Source organism: Candidatus Methanoliparum sp. LAM-1, assembly GCF_020885915.1.
Taxonomy (GTDB): Archaea; Halobacteriota; Methanoliparia; order Methanoliparales; family Methanoliparaceae; genus Methanoliparum; species Methanoliparum thermophilum.
Map to the genome: position 1 here is coordinate 323883 of NZ_AP025251.1, position 17142 is coordinate 341024.

The window sequence follows — 17142 nt, forward strand, 5'->3', positions numbered from 1 at the left end:
TATGATGGCTAAGGTAAATCTCTTCTTATAGATTGTATCTCTTCTATCACTTTATCCAAGTCTTCACCAACTTCTTGCATAAATACCTTTGTTTTTTCTGTGGTGATCGCACCTGAAGGTGACGGCTTGATCAAACCTTTTTTTTCTAACACACTTAGCGAGTATCGAGTCATGTAAAAAGATAGACCCAGATTCTTTGATAATCTTTTTATTCCTATAGGCTCGCTTACAATAATCTCTTTTAAAACCTTAATGTGTCTGTCTATTATCTCTATCTCTCTATATATCCCTTTTGTTATGCTGTTCTTCCATTTATAATTTTTTCCTTTTATCATAAATCAATTATGGAACCAATCTTCTTCTGTCTCTGGGAAACATTACAGCCTCTCTAACATTATCAAGATCTAGCATGGTCATTATAAGCCTGTCCAAGCCAAGCCCCCATCCCGCATGAGGCGGCATTCCATATTTAAACGCATCGAGATAAAAACTAAAATTATCCAGGTTCAATCCTCTCATCTCAATCTGCTTTTTAAGTAATTCATAATCATTGATTCTTTGAGAACCTGATGCCAATTCCACACGAGGATGCATCAAATCGAACGACTTAGATAGGATTTTTCTATCTTTCTCCAACGGCATAGTATAATATGGTTTCGATTTGAGAGGCCACTCTCTTATAAAATAATGCTCTCCGATAACACTTCCCAGTTTTTTCTCTTCTAAAGATCCAAAATCGTCTCCCCATTCAAGATTCACGATCTCTATTGCTTCGTCGTATGATACTTGTTTAAACGGTCGTGTTGGAATTTTAAGATCGATACCTATCGTTTTTAAGTATCTATCAGCATTAGTATTTATATATCTATATATATAAATAATCAGTTCTTCTAGCAATCTTATTACGTCGTTATCATCCGCATAGCTCATCTCAATATCTATAGAAGTCGCCTCGTTTAGATGTTTTCTGGTAGAATATTCTTCCGCTCTAAATATCGGACCTATCTCAAAAACCCTCTCAAAACCGCTTGACATAAGAATCTGTTTGTAAAGTTGAGGGCTCTGGTTTAAAAAAGCCTCTTTATCAAAGTACGATATGGGAAATAACGCTGCTCCCCCCTCTGTTGCTATTGAGACAATCTTTGGCGTGTTAACCTCTACAAAATCTTTCTTATAAAAAAAATCTCGTATAGCCCTCACAACAAGGCTTCGTATCATAAATATCGATTTAATCTTTGGTCTTCTCATATCCAAGAATCTCTGATCTAATCTCGTCTCAAGCTCAGCTACTACTTTATCAGTCGGATCTAACGGAAGCGGAGACTTTGCAATAGCTAATATATCTAAAGAATTAGGAATAACCTCAAATCCGTTTGGTGCTCTCTCGTCTTTGCTAATTATCCCTTTTACACGGATAACACTCTCTCTCGATATTGTCTTCACTTTATCGATCAACTCGCTCGATACTTTACGTTTCGAAAATGTTATCTGAACTATATCGTCTCTGGTACGTACTAATAAAAACCTTATTCCGCCTAGATCTCTTATCTCATGTACCCATCCTGCAATCTCTACCATATCAGTATTTTTCGAATTCATCATAATATCCTTCTCTCTATTGATCTTGCATGGGTTTTTAGTCCTTCTTTCTTGGCCATATATATTACCTCTCCTCCTATTACTTTTAACGCCTCTTTATCAAGCATCTGAACAGAGATCCGTTTGATAAAATCATCTACAGATAACCCAGATAAAACTTTTGCGTATCCTGCGGTAGGAAGGATATGATTGGTTCCTGAAGCATAATCACCAGCAGCAACCGGGGAATAATTTCCTATAAATATAGATCCGGCATTTTTTATATGTTTTAATACATATATCGAATCTTTTGTTACTATCTCCAGATGCTCTGGTGCAAAATCGTTTGTTATCCTTATAGAATCATCTATAGAATCCGATTTTATCAGGTATATACTGCCTTTCCTTCGATTCGTATCATCTTCCCGTCTTATATCGTTCTCAACCGCTTCTATGAGACCCTGTGAAGTCGTGATCAATACTGCTATAGAACTGTAATCATGCTCCGCCTGTGCCAATAGATCAAGCGCTAAAAATGATGAATTTGCAGAATCGTCCGCTATAATCAATAACTCGCTCGGTCCTGCCGGAAAATCTATCTCTACTCTGTCTCTTAAAAGAATCTTTGCTGCAGTAACATACTTGTTTCCAGGCCCAACAATCTTTTCTACCTTGGGGATGCTCTCGGTTCCATAAGCCATTCCTGCTATTGCCTGTGCACCTCCAACCTTGTAAACAGAGACGTTGGTCATCTTTGCAGCGATGAGAACCAAGTCGTTTATTATTCCTTTTTTATTAGGAGGAGTACAAACAGAAATATTCTTAACACCTGCGACCTTTGCAGGAATAACAGACATTAATAAACTTGAAAAATACGATGATGGGACATAACAACCTATATTTTCCATTGGAACAAAAATTTCTCCCAATATCGATCCATCTTTCTCTATAAACCAATTTTTTCTCTTTTGTTTATCATGATACGAATATATCCGTTCATAAGCTAAACTTAAACAATCGATCGTTTTTTGATCGACGTTATCGAATGCAGAATTAAATTCTTCATCAGTGACGGAAAGATTATCGATATCTGCGCCATCAAATTTATTCTCCAATCTTATGATAGCATCATCTCCACCCCGTCTGACATCATCTATTATCCTTTTTACATCCTCGTATACATCTTCAATGATAGATCTTCTATCAAAAAAACGCTCGTCCAAATGCTTGATATGACATTTTTTCACGTTCATTTATCGTTTTTCTCCTTAAAAACCACTTTTATATCCGATATTCTTGTAGTAGGATACTCTCCTTTGCTATCCTTCTCGAGATATTTTACCATATCCCATATAGTCAATAAAGATACACTTAATCCATGCAACGCTTCCATCTCTACACCAGTTTTGTAGAATGATTCTGCCATTGCCTCCGTCTCAATATAGTCTTTATTTATATTGAAGCTTATGCTTGCATTCGTTATAGGTATTGGATGGCATAACGGGATTACGTTTGACGTATTTTTAATAGCCATTATTCCTGATACCTCTGCAACAGCTAATACGTCTCCTTTTTTTATTTCTCCGTTTTTTATAGACTTTATAGTAGATTCTTTCAGGTATATCCGGCCTGATGCGACAGCTCTCCGCTGGACATCTTTTTTCTCACCGATATCGACCATTGAAAATCTTTTGATTTGTAACATCTTCTCTATATATACCTTGCAATATGGTTATATTAATATTACATTAAAATTTCTATTATTATTATTATTATGCAAAAAGATTCAAGAGATATTACCACCTTTTTAAATTATCTTCGTACAATAGCAGATTTTCAATTTGTCATCAATGCGGGAGAGATATTATTTCCTGATAATATTAAGATACTATATTCAAAAACAGGCAAACCAAGACAGGTTTTTTTAAATGGAGAGAGAGTCGCTACGATTAGACCAAAAGATGGGTTGTTTACTCTAAGCATATTAGGTGCAGAACTTTTAAAAGAGCATTTTTCCTATCCTTCGCTAAGGGTTGTAGTGATGAACGAGGTGTCTGAATTTATTTCAGATGGAAAAAACGTCTTTGCTAAGCATGTTATCGCAGCGGATCAGAATATAAAAGGAGAGGAGGAGGTTATAGTCGTGAACGAGGACGATCTCCTCTTAGGCACAGGAAGATCTGTTTTAAGCGCTGAAGAGATGCTGCTATTCGATATAGGCGTCGCTGTCAATATACGATACGGTAGTAAGAAGAGATTTTAATTATCTCCTCGTTGATTTTTTTCTTTTAACTTTGTTTATCTCTTTTATGACCGAATTTAACTCATTCTTCAGATCTTTAAGATCAAAATTTTTTCCTTTCAGATCTCTCATTATGTTATATTCGTCTTTCTTCTCATACTTCGAAAGTTTTTCCAGCTCTTTAAAGAGAGATGTATCCGAGTCGTTACCTCCCATCTTCTCTTTGACCTGCTTATCTCCTTTTTCCTTATCTACCACATCTTTTATCTCTTCTATATCTTCATCGCTATCTTCGAGAAACATCTCATCTATTCCTGCCAAATCATCATCTAACACCGATTCGTCCATCACTCCTTCTTTTATAAGCTCTTTTCCTAGATTTTTTGTCTCTTCATCGATCTCTACGTTATTTATTTCTTTCTCTGTATCTATTTCTTCATCGTCTTTTTTAGACACCAATTCATCTAATTTTTCTTTAATCTCTTTTTTGGAGATTTTTTTGTCTTTTTTAGATTCATCTTCTTTATCTTTTTTTCTTGCAAACAAATATATCACCACTAATATAGCTATTACAACCACTAATACGGTAGACAATATAAGAGCTATCTCTTCCATTTTATAATCCACCCTCTAATCCTGGACTGACAGGTAACGTGAAAGTAGGAAGTATTGAATTTAAAAAGAATGGCATTAAGAGCAGAGAGACGCCTGCTATTATAAAAAAGATAGAACCAAATATATAATAATCGTATAAATTGCTTCCTTTGCTTATTTTACATGCGAGAGCCGATACGATCGTAAGGACAAAAGTGATAGCTATGACATAGTTATGTAAAACTTCTATCGATAACATCGAAAATATTCCGAATGTCGTACCGATCCCAACGGTCATGCTGGATACTCCACTCACGATACCTGCTAAGTTTAACAATATCTGGCTTATCGCAATGAAAGTCAGAAGCATTACGATATGCAGAGGTATGGTTAACATTACGAATTGGTTAGATTCCAGCTCTTTCGATGATCTTAATAATACAGACTCAAGACTTGATGAGGCCACCAAATCGCCTGCTTTATCCGGTCTTCCGCCCAACCTTATCGTATCTGTAAATATGTTCGTAAATTTATAGAAGATATTACTGCCGCTTTCACCGATAAACCTGTTCCATGATATATCCATATCGAGTCCTAACTTGATCCTATTTTCGAGCCTTACGATACTATCTTTAATATTCGGAAGAGACTTTTTATCGACTTTAGATAATGAGTTTAAGATAGATTGCCCGGTAGATCCCATAATTTGTCCCAATCCTTTTATAAACGCAGTAAATTCCATATCTCTTTTATTAATTTTTCTATCGTCCTTTATTGCCATCACACCAAGCGGTAGGATCAACACACCAAAAGAGATAAAACCGATGGATTCTGTCAGATATGGAAAATCTATTAATAAGAGAGGGTCAGTCATGATATAAGGTAGCAGAATAAACGATAATATCAGAGTGATAAAAGCAAAAGGGACTAATATCTTCTGCCATTTAAATATAAAGTTTTGTTCATCCGACTTTATAGGTAATGGATGCATCTTAAACTCTTTCGGTACTGCATCAAACAATAAAAAGACTACAAACATAGATATCATCGTTTCTAAGACTACAGAGAGATATAATACTATATTGATTCTCTCTGAAACATATAACGACGCAGCCAATAACATTACGATTGATATAACGGATGTTGCAATTATAAGAGATGTGAACGCATCCATCGCCTTTTTAAGCGTCTCGATATCACTCTCATATCTATCTTTGGTTACTATCTTGATCGTATTTAACTCGCTCTCTAAAAACTCTTTATCGATCTCTCCAGCTTTTATTGCGTTTCCCATACGTTCTAATGTTCTTTTAACCATCTCATCTTTTGTATTCTTTGCTTCTATATCACAGGCAGTTGCATAATCATAATTCCAATCTTGGACGATTTGGCTTATATATTTGATATGTTTTGATGTATAGTATTCTTCTTTATTACCAGTTTTTTTAAAAATCTCGTCCCGTGTAAGATCGGCCGTTGATATAGATGCCATATATGTCAGCATATAAAGAAGGTCGTTTCTTGAATATTTTTCGTAATACCATTCTTTAATACGACTTATCAATCTTCTTACTTTATCTTCAACGTTCGGAAGATGATGCATAAGTTCTATTTTATCCCTATATCTTTCATCAAGATCCATTTTATGCCACAGATTCTATTTTTAGGATACCTTCTTTGTGTATCCTGGATATAGTATGATACAGATCGTAAAAGTTTGTTATACCCCTCTCGTGTATCCTCTCCAGCATCCTCTTTCTCTTCTCTATCTCATTGTATATAATGTATGTTCTCTCTTCAGGAATACCAAGGTTTCTAGCAATTTTACTCTCTAACAGATAACTGTTGTTTGCAGCAGTAAATATATGCCTATCTGTTGTAGGATCCCACTGGAACGCTCTAACAAAAGATACACTGCTCTTCTGGGGATTGTACCCTATAACCTCATTTACGCTCAAAACTCGCCTAACAACCGAGCCGTCTGGTCGTCTTACCGCACTTTGAATGATAATAGCATTCAAATTATCTATAAACGTCTTTGGGATATTTATTGGTGGGCCGGTTATACGTTGTATGAGCTTCTCGACACTACTTGCATGAAACGTTGAGAGTAGAGGATGCCCAGTCTGTATAGACTGGAACGCGATATTACCCTCTGCACCTCTTATCTCTCCTACAATTATATAGTTAGGCCTTTGTCTCAATGCCGCCTTCAAAAGGTCGAACATCGTCACATCTGATCCAGTACCTTCCCCCATTTGCACTCCCCTCTCACTCACTCGTGCCACCTCTCTTGTCCAATGAGGCAGTGGAACCTGCAATTCTGGTGTATCCTCTATAGAGACAATCTTGAAATGAGATGGAATGAACGTAGTAAGAGCATTCATCGTAGTAGTCTTACCAGATGCTGTCTCTCCAGAGACGAAAAAAGACATCTTGTTCTCTATTAATAGCCATAGATAAGCAGCCATCTCATAATTAAGTGTTCCTCTCTCTATAAGGTCTAATATACTATATGGAACCTCTGTAAACTTTCTTATCGAAAAATTACTCCCTTTAAGTGTTATATCGTCACCATAGACGATATTCAATCTCGAACCATCTGGCAATGTAGTATCTACTATCGGGTTTTTATACGTAATAGGTTTTCCAACCCGTTCAGCCAATCTTACTACGAAATTATCTATATCTTCCTCCTTTTTAAACTCTATAACACTTTTAAGCGATCCAAATATCTTGTGCTCTATATAGATAGGTCCCACTCCGTCTGCCGTTACATCCTCTAGATATGGATCAAGAACGAAAGGATGGAGTATTCCCAAGTATAATTTATCTCTTAACAAGGCATACTCGAGGACGTTATACTCGTGGGGCGATATATGTATCAACCCATCGTCTTTATTTCTTGTAAAAGATAATGGTATTGAGATTTTAGCGCCTATCGTATTGAGTAAGCTATATATCTTGGCTCCTACAACTGCAAAACTTAAATTTTTTCTAAAATATGGTAGATTAAAGGTAGCATTTGTGTTTTCACGAATCGGAGATTCGTGGTTTACAAACCAAGGGTTTGTAATTCTTGAAGAAGTCTCTTTTTCTATTACACATATACTTTTAAGCACCTTTTGTAATATCTCTTTCTTCTCTTCAAAAGTCTCTACTGTTATATCTCTTAGATAATCTACCATCTTCTCTTCTGCAACTTTGACGTATTTCTCGACAGAATGTAGCAGCATTGGTTCTATTGGGATGTAATAGTTTCTTAGATCGTTAGCATCATAATAGATGTGAATATATACATTGTCCCCAACAGGATATATCAAATTTGGTTTTGATATATTTCTTAATTTAGGACTTAATTTGGGATAAAACCGCGGGATACCCACTTTATCTATCGGGACTATATGAAGATATTCGTGTAGATGAGGATCTTTTCTTGCATAAGTCTTTACTTTATCTGGTAATAACCTATATATCCCACAAATCTGTAACTCTTTTTCATTAAAATCTTCATGATCCGTTATGACTCTTCTTTTAAACGGAAGATTTACATATGGTCCTTCTTCACTCTTTCTCTCATTCATATTTTTTATTTTTACCATTCTTTTGATCTTTGATCTTATATTTGAGCCTGAGTTATAGGTATCACCCTTAGTCCAAATCCAGGATGCACTTCAAATGACACAATATTACCTGTCGTCTTATTTGCGCCTCTAACCTTAGCAACCTCTAATATGTTTATATATCGATCACCTATCTGTTCTTTTCTAAGTACAAGATGACCATCAAAGATGGATCTAATTCTTACCAATGTATCTTCCTCGTATGCATATTTATGCAACGTTACGAACATGGTCTTTCCTGAATCACAGATAAATCTACAATCTGCCAGGAAATCCATTATGTCGTCTTCTGTACTATAAGTAGTAAAAACAGTCAAAGAATCTATCATTATTACATCTTCTTTGTTTTTAGAGATATGTGTAGAGATCAGATCTAATATCCTTTTCATTTCTTTTTGTGACCATTCTATATCTTCTATCTGTAAAGGATAAATTTTTAAATATCCCCATATAAAGTGATCGACCATATCCAGACTCAAGCTCGTAGTCTGACTTAAAAAACTGCTTATAGTATTCTCTGATGTGTAGTATGCCACATTATGGTTCTGTCTTAATGCGCCCCAATTAAACTGTTGAGACAATACGCTCTTGCCTGTATCGTTCTCTCCCTCTATCAGGTTAAGCGTTCGACTCGGTATTCCTCCACCTATAATCTTATCTATCTCTTTATTTCCTGTGGATACTATACTACTGATACTAGCCTTCTTTGCCATAATTTATCACCCTTTAAAATCTTAAAAATATTACAAACCAAATCTTTCTGTAGCCTCTATCCCATTAGGTGTAACGATCTTGATATAAGTGGCAGCATCTGGAACCAGATAGGATATATGCAGCGGATAGAGATCTATCTCCATTACCTCCCCAGGATCGAGTATTCCAGGATTTAAAACATCTTTTAATATGGTTTTAGACCATTCACCCGGATTTGGAACGTTACCATTGTTATATCTTAATCTCTCTATCCATCCATCTCCGTATATTATTACATCCATATTATCAAAATCATTTATCTTAACCGAACCGGTGTTTTCTAGACGTATTCTTATAAGATAACCTATGTCATCTTTTTTTATATCATCTATCTCTATCCTCGTATTAAGCTTATCAAACTGGTCATCGTTCATTATTTTATAGGATTCAAACACCGTATTCATATTTTTGACAAAGTTACCACTAAACATAAGTATCATAGCGACTATACCTACCGTCAAAATACCTACTACTAATACAGTATCCAGCCCCATTTTTCAGTACCATCTTGATTTCGATATTGTTATGATATCGTCTATCGTGTACCCATTATACATAACGAACCTTACAGTGTATTCTCCTGGCTCTAACGGGCGTGTCATGAAGGCATCTATATATATAGTCTCTCCCTGTTTCCAATACGTCCTCTTATCCTCGTCTCTTGCAGGGAGGCTATACTTCCAATAGTTATTTTTGTACATATCTTTATGATTTATCCCAATAAACGCAGTCTTTGCATTTTTATCGCTTAGTTTTTCAGCATCTCGTGATATAATATATATCTCGGACTGTTTTAGCCTATCAAATGGAATATCTGCCTTGCCGGTATTCTTTAACATAATATGGATATTGTTTTTACCGGTAACGTACGTAAAAATAGGAGTGATATCTGTCAGTGTATTATCGCTTATTTTATCCGATAAAGTATTAACAGCATCATTTATATCAGACAACGCAGGATACATCACCTGAGTTAATAAAAGCGTTGCGGCAGTAACCCCTACTATAATCAATACTGCGGTGGTAATCACATTGCCAGGCATTATAAATCACATTTAATATCTCTTCAAGAGGATATCAAGAATCCTTCCTTTTGCTGTATCCCCCTTTACGATCGTATATAACTTATACAGATCTGCCACAAGATCGTTAGTATTTATCTCTCTTACTCCTGCCATTGTATCAGGGAATAGATGTGATATCTTATGGATAATCTTGATATTCTCTTCAGGAACGTATCCTACTAACTGGGATAACTCTAAAATATCTTCAAATTTTCTTCGTCCATACTTGTTCAGCGTATCCCTCGTCCAATCGACAAGGTTGCTTACTAAAAACGGATCCATAAAATCTTCAATTTTAAACTCTTCCTCAGAGATTTCTCTTGTCTTTCTCTCCTCTCTTTTTTCTGGTAAAGGTATAGCAGCCTCTCTTCTCTTCTCTTCTTCCTTCTTTTCCTCTTTTTTTTCAGCCTCTTCTTCTTCGGTCTCCCCTTCTTCTTTACTTATTGCAGGTGCATTAATCAACGTTGTAAAACCTTTTAGATCTCTGAACGGACTCTCTATATTGCTCATCTGTTCTCTTAAATCCAACAACAACTTCTTTATAGACCCCTTTATCTCATTAATCTCTTCCTCTAACTTTTTAATCCTCTGTTCAGGCTCTTCTGCCTCTATTTCTGATATTATCTCACCCGCTTTATCATTTTTAAGATCATAATCCAATCTTTATCACTCTCGGATGTTTTTAATAAAAAAGAAAAAAATTTTCGTTAATACCGTTTTAATGTTTTACTATTCAACGTTTAATCTATAACAGAGATATCTGGTTTACTGGATCTATATATGCAGGTGCTCTACCAGATATTATATGTGCTATTCCTTCAGCAGTCATCATCCTTAAAGTAAAATCTTCAGAAGGCAACACGCCTCTGTTCTTTCCAGCAAGCATTACAGCAATCTCCATCCTCTCTCCTTTTTCAAGTAGCTGATCTCCATCACCCACGTATGTCGTAACAAGCCACTCGCCCGGGTTCGGAACCTTTCCTTCCCTGTATACCCGATTCCAGTCAGTACCCGCGGCGCTTATAGTATAAATCTCATCTTTAGTTATGAAATCCATCGAGACATTGGTCATATCTATCGATGAATTGCCACCATACATCCAGAATTTGATAAGATCTATACTCTCACCTGTTCCCATGGTATCCAACCCTTTTACTCCATCAGGAGCGAATGCTATCGTATCTATACCGCTAAGCGTCTGATCTCTAGCACTTTCAGCAGCATTCTGTCCTAACCCCATAAAGACATAGCTGAATATTACTGCCACGGCAATAAATGCAATCAAGACTATAGCCGCCTCAATACCACTGAACGCCTGGTCATCCTTCCTTATATCAACCATCTAATCACCTCCTTTTCTATTTTTTATTTTATTTTTATTTATTATTTTATTATTTACTTTCCAAAAAATCTCGCACAACCACTAAAAGTCAACTCGCAACAGCTAACAAAAGGAGCTAAACACGACTCTACAGCTTCTCCCAAAGCACCAAGGGCGTCTTCTTCTTCAAACATCCTTTTTACCGTTCTCATTTTTAATCCCCCTCTTTTATTTATCTTTTAAATTCTTAAATGTAGTAAGTCCCGCAACAGATCGATACGATCGGAGCGATACAGTACCCCGTGTGCAGACACGCATATATTATCGGATTCAGACAGAACATCTCATCACCTCAATACCCTTTTCCTGTACATGCCATAACGATCGGAGCAAGACCATACCCCGTCTCGGCACACCAACTAGACCATAAAGCAAAGTATCCCATAATTTACCACTTTCCTGTACAAGCTCTTATAATCGGTGCACAGCCGAATCCATTGCTTACACAGGCATCCACCAGAGTCACACAAGAGGGCACCTATCATCCCTTTCTATCTTCATCTTTTATCTACTTTCCAAGACATATCTGTGTTAGCGGAATAATTCCGAAACATGTTCTAAAACAAATATTTACCGTATCGAACATGCCGGTGATGCACACATCACTTATATCTGCTAAACAGGGAATAATTCCGCAGCATGTAAAAATCTGATTAAACATTTCCATAACGTAGGGCATAGCGTTCTCATCTCTCAACATTTTTCCAATCTTTTTAAACATTTTTACCTCCTTTTTTCTTTTATTGCATACTTTACCGAGATCTCAAAAAACGTAACTCCGTATTAGTGTCTTCAGATCAAACAACGAAACACTAACTATATAAACTTTTGCTTTTTATCTATTATATAATATTTTTATATATATAATATTTTTATATATATTATAATTCATAACATTTTGACTGTGTGATAACGCTTCGTCTGTTAAATTCTGCGATATTTCAACGACTATTTTGTTTTTATCGTAATCAGCTCTGGTTAAATTTTTATTACGCTTGATACTATCAAGTTTATCTAAATCTATACTCCCAAAATCTATATTTGTCTCTGTCCTCTTTTATACGTCCTCATTCTCCGTTTTTTCTGCTAATTATTCTCAAGATTTCTCATCTGCCTGTAAAATATGGTTGTTATCGTTATCAGGGAGTTTAGATAATATATTTGTCAAATTCCAACTATAATTTACATCAAAACTATAAATTTTCTCAATTTTGCTAACCAATGGTCATATACTATCCTTTTATGCGTATCTAAAGGTTGTCCCAATTACTGGAATACTACAAAAAGAGAGGGGGTAGAGTGGACCCCTGCTGAACCAGCACTGAACCAAGTATGGGACACTTATGAATATACCTGGACCACTTTGTTATTATGTAGACCACCTATGAACCATAGTTAAAATTTAAAACAGATCATCGATAGAACGGTGCGAATGCAAGATCGATCCATCTTGCCACAAGAGCAGAAATATAACGCATATCTGCCTGTAATCCCATCAATCCGCCTATACAACTTGTAAGACCACAACAACAACAACACGGACAAGATAAGCCTGGTAAGAAACCTAAGCAAGATCCGATTATGGTCATCGCTTCTTCCTCTTTGAAGAGGTTTTTTAAACTTTTTTTCATATCTTCATGTTAAATACAAAGATATTTAAAAATATGCTAATCTCACAAAAATAGAAAAAATCAAAACTCTTTAAACCTGTTGGTCAGAGGCATTCTTAAAGCCCTTCTTGTTATCTTTATGCCTATTGGTGCCTGCCTCCTCTTGAATTCGTTTTTCCTTATCAAATCAACGACCAATCTTACTGTATCCCGCTCAAATCCCATCCTGATAATATCCTCCACGCTTTTACCCTCATCTAAATATGCTATTAAGATAGGATCTAAAACATCGTAAGGCGGTAAAATATCCGTATCCTTTTGTCCATCGCTTAACTCTGCAGACGGTTCTTTCTCCCGTATAGAATCTGGTATCACTTTTTTTATACTGTTCCTGTAATCTGCCAATTTATACACCATACTCTTATATACATCGCTTATTACTGAGAATCCGCCAGCCATATCTCCATAGAGCGTAGTATAACCAACAGCCGCCTCGCTCTTGTTACCCGTTGACAGGACCAACCAACCGAACTTGTTCGATAACGCCATAAGCAGATTCCCTCTTATACGGGATTGTATATTCTCTTCAGTTTTATCTTTCTCATAATCTTTAAAATAAGGCTCCATCTGGTCTAAGTACTCTTTATAAATCTTATCTATCGGTATCTCCAGCAATTCAATTGCAAGGTTATTGGCAATAGTTTTTGCATCGTTTAGGCTCTGTAATGAAGTATATACCGATGGCATCATTACCCCTATGACGTTATCATTACCAATAGCATCGACGGCAATAGTCGCGACAAGGCTGGAATCTATTCCTCCAGACAAACCCAGAACTACCTTTTTAAACCCGTTTTTAATAACATAGTCCTTAGTTCCTAAGACCAATGCATTGTATATCTCTCCTATCGATGATAAACCTTCTATCTCCCTTTCATCATCCCTACTCTGTATTTTAGGTTTATCCAAAATTATTGGGGCATCTGATATCATTTTAAAAGTGAGATCACCGTCTCCTGTTATTCGCTTTTCAAGACTATACATCCTTTTTTTAGATATTTTATCTATGTCTATGTCTGCAACGATAAAATCTTCGTCAAATTGTCGTCCTTTTGCAATTATTCTCCCATCTTCATCTATTATTTTACTATATCCGTCAAATATAATCCCGTCCTGTCCACCGACCATGTTGCTATTGAGTATTACTGATATACTATCTTTGGCACGTGCCATCAATATATTCTCCCTGGTAGCCGTCTCTCCTATATAGTAAGGAAAGGAGCTTATATTTACGATGACTTTTGCCCGATTATAGCTAATATACGATAACAGATCGTTACCTATGCTGATACCGACAGGCACACCTGATATCTGATAGATAGAGCCTTGTTCACCTTTTTTAAAATAATAACTCTCATCATACTTTCCAAATAATGATAATCTCCTCTTATGGTACATGCCAGCCAGTTTTTTATTATGAACGATGGCAGCAGCATTGTAAAGGCTGTCATTCTTCTTATCAATATCGACGAGACCGACTACTAACGTAATATTATCGGAATGGTTTATAATATCATCCAACGATCTCAACTCTTTATCTATAAATTCCGATCTATACACCAGATCTTCTGGAAGATATCCTGATATTGCAAGTTCCGGGAAGGTTAAGAGATCAACACCAAATCTTCGTGCCCGATCTATGCCGTTTAATATCTTTATAGTATTGCCTTCAAGGTCTCCTACCGTACTATCAATCTGAGCTATACCAACTCTAAAGAATTGCATTCTATTCTTCTTTTGCTCTTTTTATTGATATACCTTGTTAGTGGACTACTCCTCCCTAACAGAAAGAGCTTCTTGATTCATCGACCAGACTCGATCTCAACAAGCGTAAATTCCCTCTATCCCATCGGTACATACATAATACATTATTCTACTACTTTTATATACTTTTCCCTTTTTCCGCCTCTCATCCTCCATATCACAAGGGGACTTCTCGGCGATGAGTAAAAAAGCAAAATAAATAAAGGAGAGGAAACAACTCTCCATCTAGTACATACCCATTCCGCCACCTGGAGGCATTCCGCCACCTGGAGGCATTCCTCCACCTGGAGGCATCTCTGCTCCACCTTTCTTGGAAGCAATGACATCGTCTATTCTTATTATCATCGTTGCAACCTCGGATGCAGAGCTTATTGCCTGTGTCTTGATACGCAATGGTTCTATAACACCAGCTTCTACCATATCTTTAGCCTTACCTGTATCAAGATCGAGGCCGTATGTCTTCTTACCCTCTTGATGTGCTTTTCTGAGTTCAACGAGCGCGTCTATAGGATCCAATCCGGTGTTTTCTGCCAGAGTTCTCGGTATAACCTCTAATGCTTTGGCGAACTCTTCTATGGCAAGCTGTTCTCTACCTCCAACAGATGGAGCGTAATCCTTCAACCTCAAAGATAGCTCTATCTCTGTAGCACCACCACCGCATACAATCTTTGTATCCTCTATTACAGCAGCAATCACATGAAGTGCATCATTGGCACCTCGCTCAAGCTCATCCAAAATGTGCTCGGTTGATCCTCTCAATAGCAACGATACTGCCTTGGGATTCTTACAATCTTCAACGAAGACCATCTTGTCATCACCAATCTTCCTCTCTTCTACCAATCCAGCATAACCTAAATCTTCAGATGCTATCTCTTGTATATTTGATACGATCTTAGCACCGGTGGCTTTTGACAATTTATCCATATCACTCTTCTTTACACGTCTAACTGCCAATATTCCATTTTTTGCCAGGTAATGCTGTGCAAGATCGTCTATACCTTTCTGACAGAACAAGACGTTAGCACCGGATGAGACGATCTTATCAACCATCTTCTTTAAGATCTTCTCCTCTTCATCAAGAAACGCCTGCATCTGCTCAGGAGATGTTATCTGTATCTTTGCATCCATTTCGGTCTTTTCGATCTCTAATGAGGAATCTACAAGAGCTATTTTTGCATCCTTAACTTTTTTCGGCATTTCTGTATGTACGACCTCTTTGTCTATTACTAAACCATTTACAAGTATGCTATCTTCTATTTCTTTGCCTTCTTTCTTTTCTATATTAATATTATCGACATCTACCGACCCGTTCTCTTCTACTGCTAATACAGCATCAACACATAAACCTGAGATAGCTTCTGATGCCATTCCAGCACTTTTTCCGGTTAACGATGTTAATGCAATCTTTTTCAACAACTCTTTGTCATCTTTGGAGATATCCGTTGCAATCTCATTCAGGATCTCATAACATTTGTTTGCTGCCAACCTAAAACCTTTAGAGATTGTAGTTGGGTGGATATCCTGGTTAAGCAACTCTTCTACTCCTTTCAGCAAAGCACCGGCTAATACAACTGCAGTAGTAGTACCATCGCCTACCTCATCATCCTGTGTCTTGGCGACCTCTACCATCATCTTGGCTGCAGGATGTTCTATATCCATCTCTTTAAGTATAGTTGCCCCATCGTTAGTGATGGTCACATCGCCTAACGAATCGACGATCATCTTGTCCATACCTTTAGGACCTAACGTAGTTCTAACGGCTTCTGCCACGGCTTTAGCCGCCATTATGTTTCCGGACTGAGCATCTTTCCCTCTTCTTCTCTCAGTCCCTTCTTTTAAAACTAATATTGGCATTCCTCCTAACTGTGCCATAATCTTATACCTCCTTTAGTTTAAAGATTGGTTAGTTGTTCTATATAAAACTTTCGATCACATTCCTCATCTACATTCAAGCATTTATAAATTTTTAATAGTCTGATTATATATATGATAATAATATGTATGATAACTATATTTATCTGGATCATACGGCTGATGTAAAATTTAAAGCATATGGAAAAACATTAGAAGATTGTTTTGCTAATGCTGCAAAGGCGATGTTTAACCTTATAGTTCCTTTGAATAAGATAAATATTGAGTTGAGACAGAATATTAAGATAAAAGCAGAAAATTTGGATTTTTTACTTTATAAATGGCTTTCGGAGCTTTTATATTTATTTTATGGTGAGAACAAACTTTTTTCTGAATTTGAAATAAGTATAATTAGAGATAAGGATGGTTATACGCTGGATAGTATATTATATGGCGAGTCGGTAAAAGATACTCATTATATAGATATAGAGATAAAGGCTGTAACGCTTCATGATCTGTACGTGAAGAGAGATAATAATATCTACACGTGTCAGGTTGTACTTGACGTTTAATATTTATAGGATTTTCAAAATTTATTATAATCTTGAAAAAGATTAAAAAC

19 protein-coding genes are annotated in these 17142 nt (G+C 36.4%); 2 read left to right on the forward strand and 17 right to left on the reverse strand.

The features are described 5' to 3' along the window. Nucleotides 1-8: 8 nt before the first annotated feature. Genes LPC15_RS01805 through moaC form a run of 4 tightly spaced genes read right to left on the reverse strand, consistent with a single transcriptional unit; the run spans nt 9 to nt 3283 of the window. The gene (locus tag LPC15_RS01805; RefSeq protein WP_229235001.1) at nt 9-335 is read right to left on the reverse strand and encodes a hypothetical protein; all 327 of its coding nucleotides are present in this window, start codon (nt 333-335) and stop codon (nt 9-11) included. Nucleotides 336-342: 7 nt separating this feature from the next. After that, nucleotides 343-1602 (reverse strand): aspartate--tRNA(Asn) ligase, encoded by a 1260-nt coding sequence (aspS, locus tag LPC15_RS01810; RefSeq protein ID WP_229235002.1) that lies wholly within the window; start codon nt 1600-1602, stop codon nt 343-345. Further along, the gene (gene hisD / locus LPC15_RS01815; protein WP_229235003.1) at nt 1599-2831 is read right to left on the reverse strand and encodes a histidinol dehydrogenase; all 1233 of its coding nucleotides are present in this window, start codon (nt 2829-2831) and stop codon (nt 1599-1601) included. Before hisD ends, aspS begins: the two co-directional genes overlap by 4 nt. Further along, nucleotides 2828-3283, reverse strand: coding sequence for a cyclic pyranopterin monophosphate synthase MoaC (gene moaC, locus LPC15_RS01820; RefSeq protein WP_229235004.1), 456 nt, complete (start codon nt 3281-3283; stop codon nt 2828-2830). The genes hisD and moaC overlap by 4 nt, the downstream gene beginning before the upstream one ends. A gap of 69 nt (nt 3284-3352) precedes the next feature. Between moaC and LPC15_RS01825 the strand changes: the two genes are divergently transcribed. Continuing rightward, nucleotides 3353-3841: a PUA domain-containing protein gene (locus LPC15_RS01825; RefSeq protein WP_229235005.1), complete on the forward strand. Its 489-nt coding sequence runs from the start codon at nt 3353-3355 to the stop codon at nt 3839-3841. On the opposite strand, the gene LPC15_RS01830 is transcribed toward LPC15_RS01825, so the two are convergent. From LPC15_RS01830 to thsA, 13 genes are all read right to left on the reverse strand, one after another. Continuing rightward, a complete protein-coding gene (locus LPC15_RS01830) occupies nt 3842-4435 on the reverse strand; it encodes a hypothetical protein (protein ID WP_229235006.1) in 594 nt (197 codons plus the stop codon). Between the two features lies 1 nt (nt 4436). Beyond that, nucleotides 4437-6056 (reverse strand): archaellar assembly protein FlaJ, encoded by a 1620-nt coding sequence (locus LPC15_RS01835; RefSeq protein ID WP_229235007.1) that lies wholly within the window; start codon nt 6054-6056, stop codon nt 4437-4439. Between the two features lies 1 nt (nt 6057). Further along, the gene (locus LPC15_RS01840) at nt 6058-8016 is read right to left on the reverse strand and encodes a type II/IV secretion system ATPase subunit (RefSeq protein ID WP_229235008.1); all 1959 of its coding nucleotides are present in this window, start codon (nt 8014-8016) and stop codon (nt 6058-6060) included. 17 nt (nt 8017-8033) lie between these two features. After that, on the reverse strand, nt 8034-8750 hold the full coding sequence (locus LPC15_RS01845; RefSeq protein ID WP_229235009.1) for an ATPase domain-containing protein: 717 nt from the start codon (nt 8748-8750) through the stop codon (nt 8034-8036). 30 nt (nt 8751-8780) lie between these two features. Further along, nucleotides 8781-9284, reverse strand: coding sequence for a flagellin (locus LPC15_RS01850; RefSeq protein WP_229235010.1), 504 nt, complete (start codon nt 9282-9284; stop codon nt 8781-8783). Between the two features lie 3 nt (nt 9285-9287). Then, complete coding sequence (locus LPC15_RS01855) at nt 9288-9833, reverse strand: hypothetical protein (RefSeq protein ID WP_229235011.1); 546 nt, start codon at nt 9831-9833, stop codon at nt 9288-9290. 12 nt (nt 9834-9845) lie between these two features. Further along, a complete protein-coding gene (locus tag LPC15_RS01860) occupies nt 9846-10514 on the reverse strand; it encodes a hypothetical protein (RefSeq protein ID WP_229235012.1) in 669 nt (222 codons plus the stop codon). A gap of 85 nt (nt 10515-10599) precedes the next feature. Further along, nucleotides 10600-11196, reverse strand: a complete 597-nt coding sequence (locus LPC15_RS01865) for a flagellin (protein ID WP_229235013.1) — start codon at nt 11194-11196, stop codon at nt 10600-10602. Between the two features lie 53 nt (nt 11197-11249). Further along, the gene (locus LPC15_RS01870) at nt 11250-11387 is read right to left on the reverse strand and encodes a hypothetical protein (protein ID WP_229235014.1); all 138 of its coding nucleotides are present in this window, start codon (nt 11385-11387) and stop codon (nt 11250-11252) included. Nucleotides 11388-11743: 356 nt separating this feature from the next. Further along, on the reverse strand, nt 11744-11956 hold the full coding sequence (locus tag LPC15_RS01875; RefSeq protein WP_229235015.1) for a hypothetical protein: 213 nt from the start codon (nt 11954-11956) through the stop codon (nt 11744-11746). Nucleotides 11957-12647: 691 nt separating this feature from the next. Next, complete coding sequence (locus tag LPC15_RS01880) at nt 12648-12866, reverse strand: hypothetical protein (protein WP_229235016.1); 219 nt, start codon at nt 12864-12866, stop codon at nt 12648-12650. 60 nt (nt 12867-12926) lie between these two features. Continuing rightward, nucleotides 12927-14630, reverse strand: a complete 1704-nt coding sequence (locus LPC15_RS01885) for an NAD+ synthase (protein WP_229235017.1) — start codon at nt 14628-14630, stop codon at nt 12927-12929. Nucleotides 14631-14894: 264 nt separating this feature from the next. Next, complete coding sequence (thsA, locus tag LPC15_RS01890; RefSeq protein WP_229235018.1) at nt 14895-16541, reverse strand: thermosome subunit alpha; 1647 nt, start codon at nt 16539-16541, stop codon at nt 14895-14897. A 125-nt stretch (nt 16542-16666) separates the two neighbouring features. Between thsA and LPC15_RS01895 the strand changes: the two genes are divergently transcribed. Next, nucleotides 16667-17092, forward strand: coding sequence for an archease (locus LPC15_RS01895; protein ID WP_229235019.1), 426 nt, complete (start codon nt 16667-16669; stop codon nt 17090-17092). The last annotated feature ends 50 nt before the right edge of the window (nt 17093-17142 follow it).

What these genes read in the sequence shown, in the direction of transcription:
- LPC15_RS01880 (WP_229235016.1), bottom strand. Translation starts at nt 12,866, where the DNA reads ATGAAAAAAAGTTTAAAAAACCTCTTCAAAGAGGAAGAAGCGATGACC.
- LPC15_RS01875 (WP_229235015.1), bottom strand. Translation starts at nt 11,956, where the DNA reads ATGTTTAAAAAGATTGGAAAAATGTTGAGAGATGAGAACGCTATGCCC.
- LPC15_RS01840 (WP_229235008.1), bottom strand. Translation starts at nt 8,016, where the DNA reads ATGGTAAAAATAAAAAATATGAATGAGAGAAAGAGTGAAGAAGGACCA.
- moaC (WP_229235004.1), bottom strand. Translation starts at nt 3,283, where the DNA reads ATGTTACAAATCAAAAGATTTTCAATGGTCGATATCGGTGAGAAAAAA.
- LPC15_RS01845 (WP_229235009.1), bottom strand. Translation starts at nt 8,750, where the DNA reads ATGGCAAAGAAGGCTAGTATCAGTAGTATAGTATCCACAGGAAATAAA.
- LPC15_RS01825 (WP_229235005.1), top strand. Translation starts at nt 3,353, where the DNA reads ATGCAAAAAGATTCAAGAGATATTACCACCTTTTTAAATTATCTTCGT.
- LPC15_RS01805 (WP_229235001.1), bottom strand. Translation starts at nt 335, where the DNA reads ATGATAAAAGGAAAAAATTATAAATGGAAGAACAGCATAACAAAAGGG.
- aspS (WP_229235002.1), bottom strand. Translation starts at nt 1,602, where the DNA reads ATGATGAATTCGAAAAATACTGATATGGTAGAGATTGCAGGATGGGTA.
- LPC15_RS01835 (WP_229235007.1), bottom strand. Translation starts at nt 6,056, where the DNA reads ATGGATCTTGATGAAAGATATAGGGATAAAATAGAACTTATGCATCAT.
- hisD (WP_229235003.1), bottom strand. Translation starts at nt 2,831, where the DNA reads ATGAACGTGAAAAAATGTCATATCAAGCATTTGGACGAGCGTTTTTTT.
- LPC15_RS01870 (WP_229235014.1), bottom strand. Translation starts at nt 11,387, where the DNA reads ATGAGAACGGTAAAAAGGATGTTTGAAGAAGAAGACGCCCTTGGTGCT.
- LPC15_RS01865 (WP_229235013.1), bottom strand. Translation starts at nt 11,196, where the DNA reads ATGGTTGATATAAGGAAGGATGACCAGGCGTTCAGTGGTATTGAGGCG.
- LPC15_RS01885 (WP_229235017.1), bottom strand. Translation starts at nt 14,630, where the DNA reads ATGCAATTCTTTAGAGTTGGTATAGCTCAGATTGATAGTACGGTAGGA.
- LPC15_RS01895 (WP_229235019.1), top strand. Translation starts at nt 16,667, where the DNA reads ATGTATGATAACTATATTTATCTGGATCATACGGCTGATGTAAAATTT.
- LPC15_RS01855 (WP_229235011.1), bottom strand. Translation starts at nt 9,833, where the DNA reads ATGCCTGGCAATGTGATTACCACCGCAGTATTGATTATAGTAGGGGTT.
- LPC15_RS01850 (WP_229235010.1), bottom strand. Translation starts at nt 9,284, where the DNA reads ATGGGGCTGGATACTGTATTAGTAGTAGGTATTTTGACGGTAGGTATA.
- LPC15_RS01830 (WP_229235006.1), bottom strand. Translation starts at nt 4,435, where the DNA reads ATGGAAGAGATAGCTCTTATATTGTCTACCGTATTAGTGGTTGTAATA.
- thsA (WP_229235018.1), bottom strand. Translation starts at nt 16,541, where the DNA reads ATGGCACAGTTAGGAGGAATGCCAATATTAGTTTTAAAAGAAGGGACT.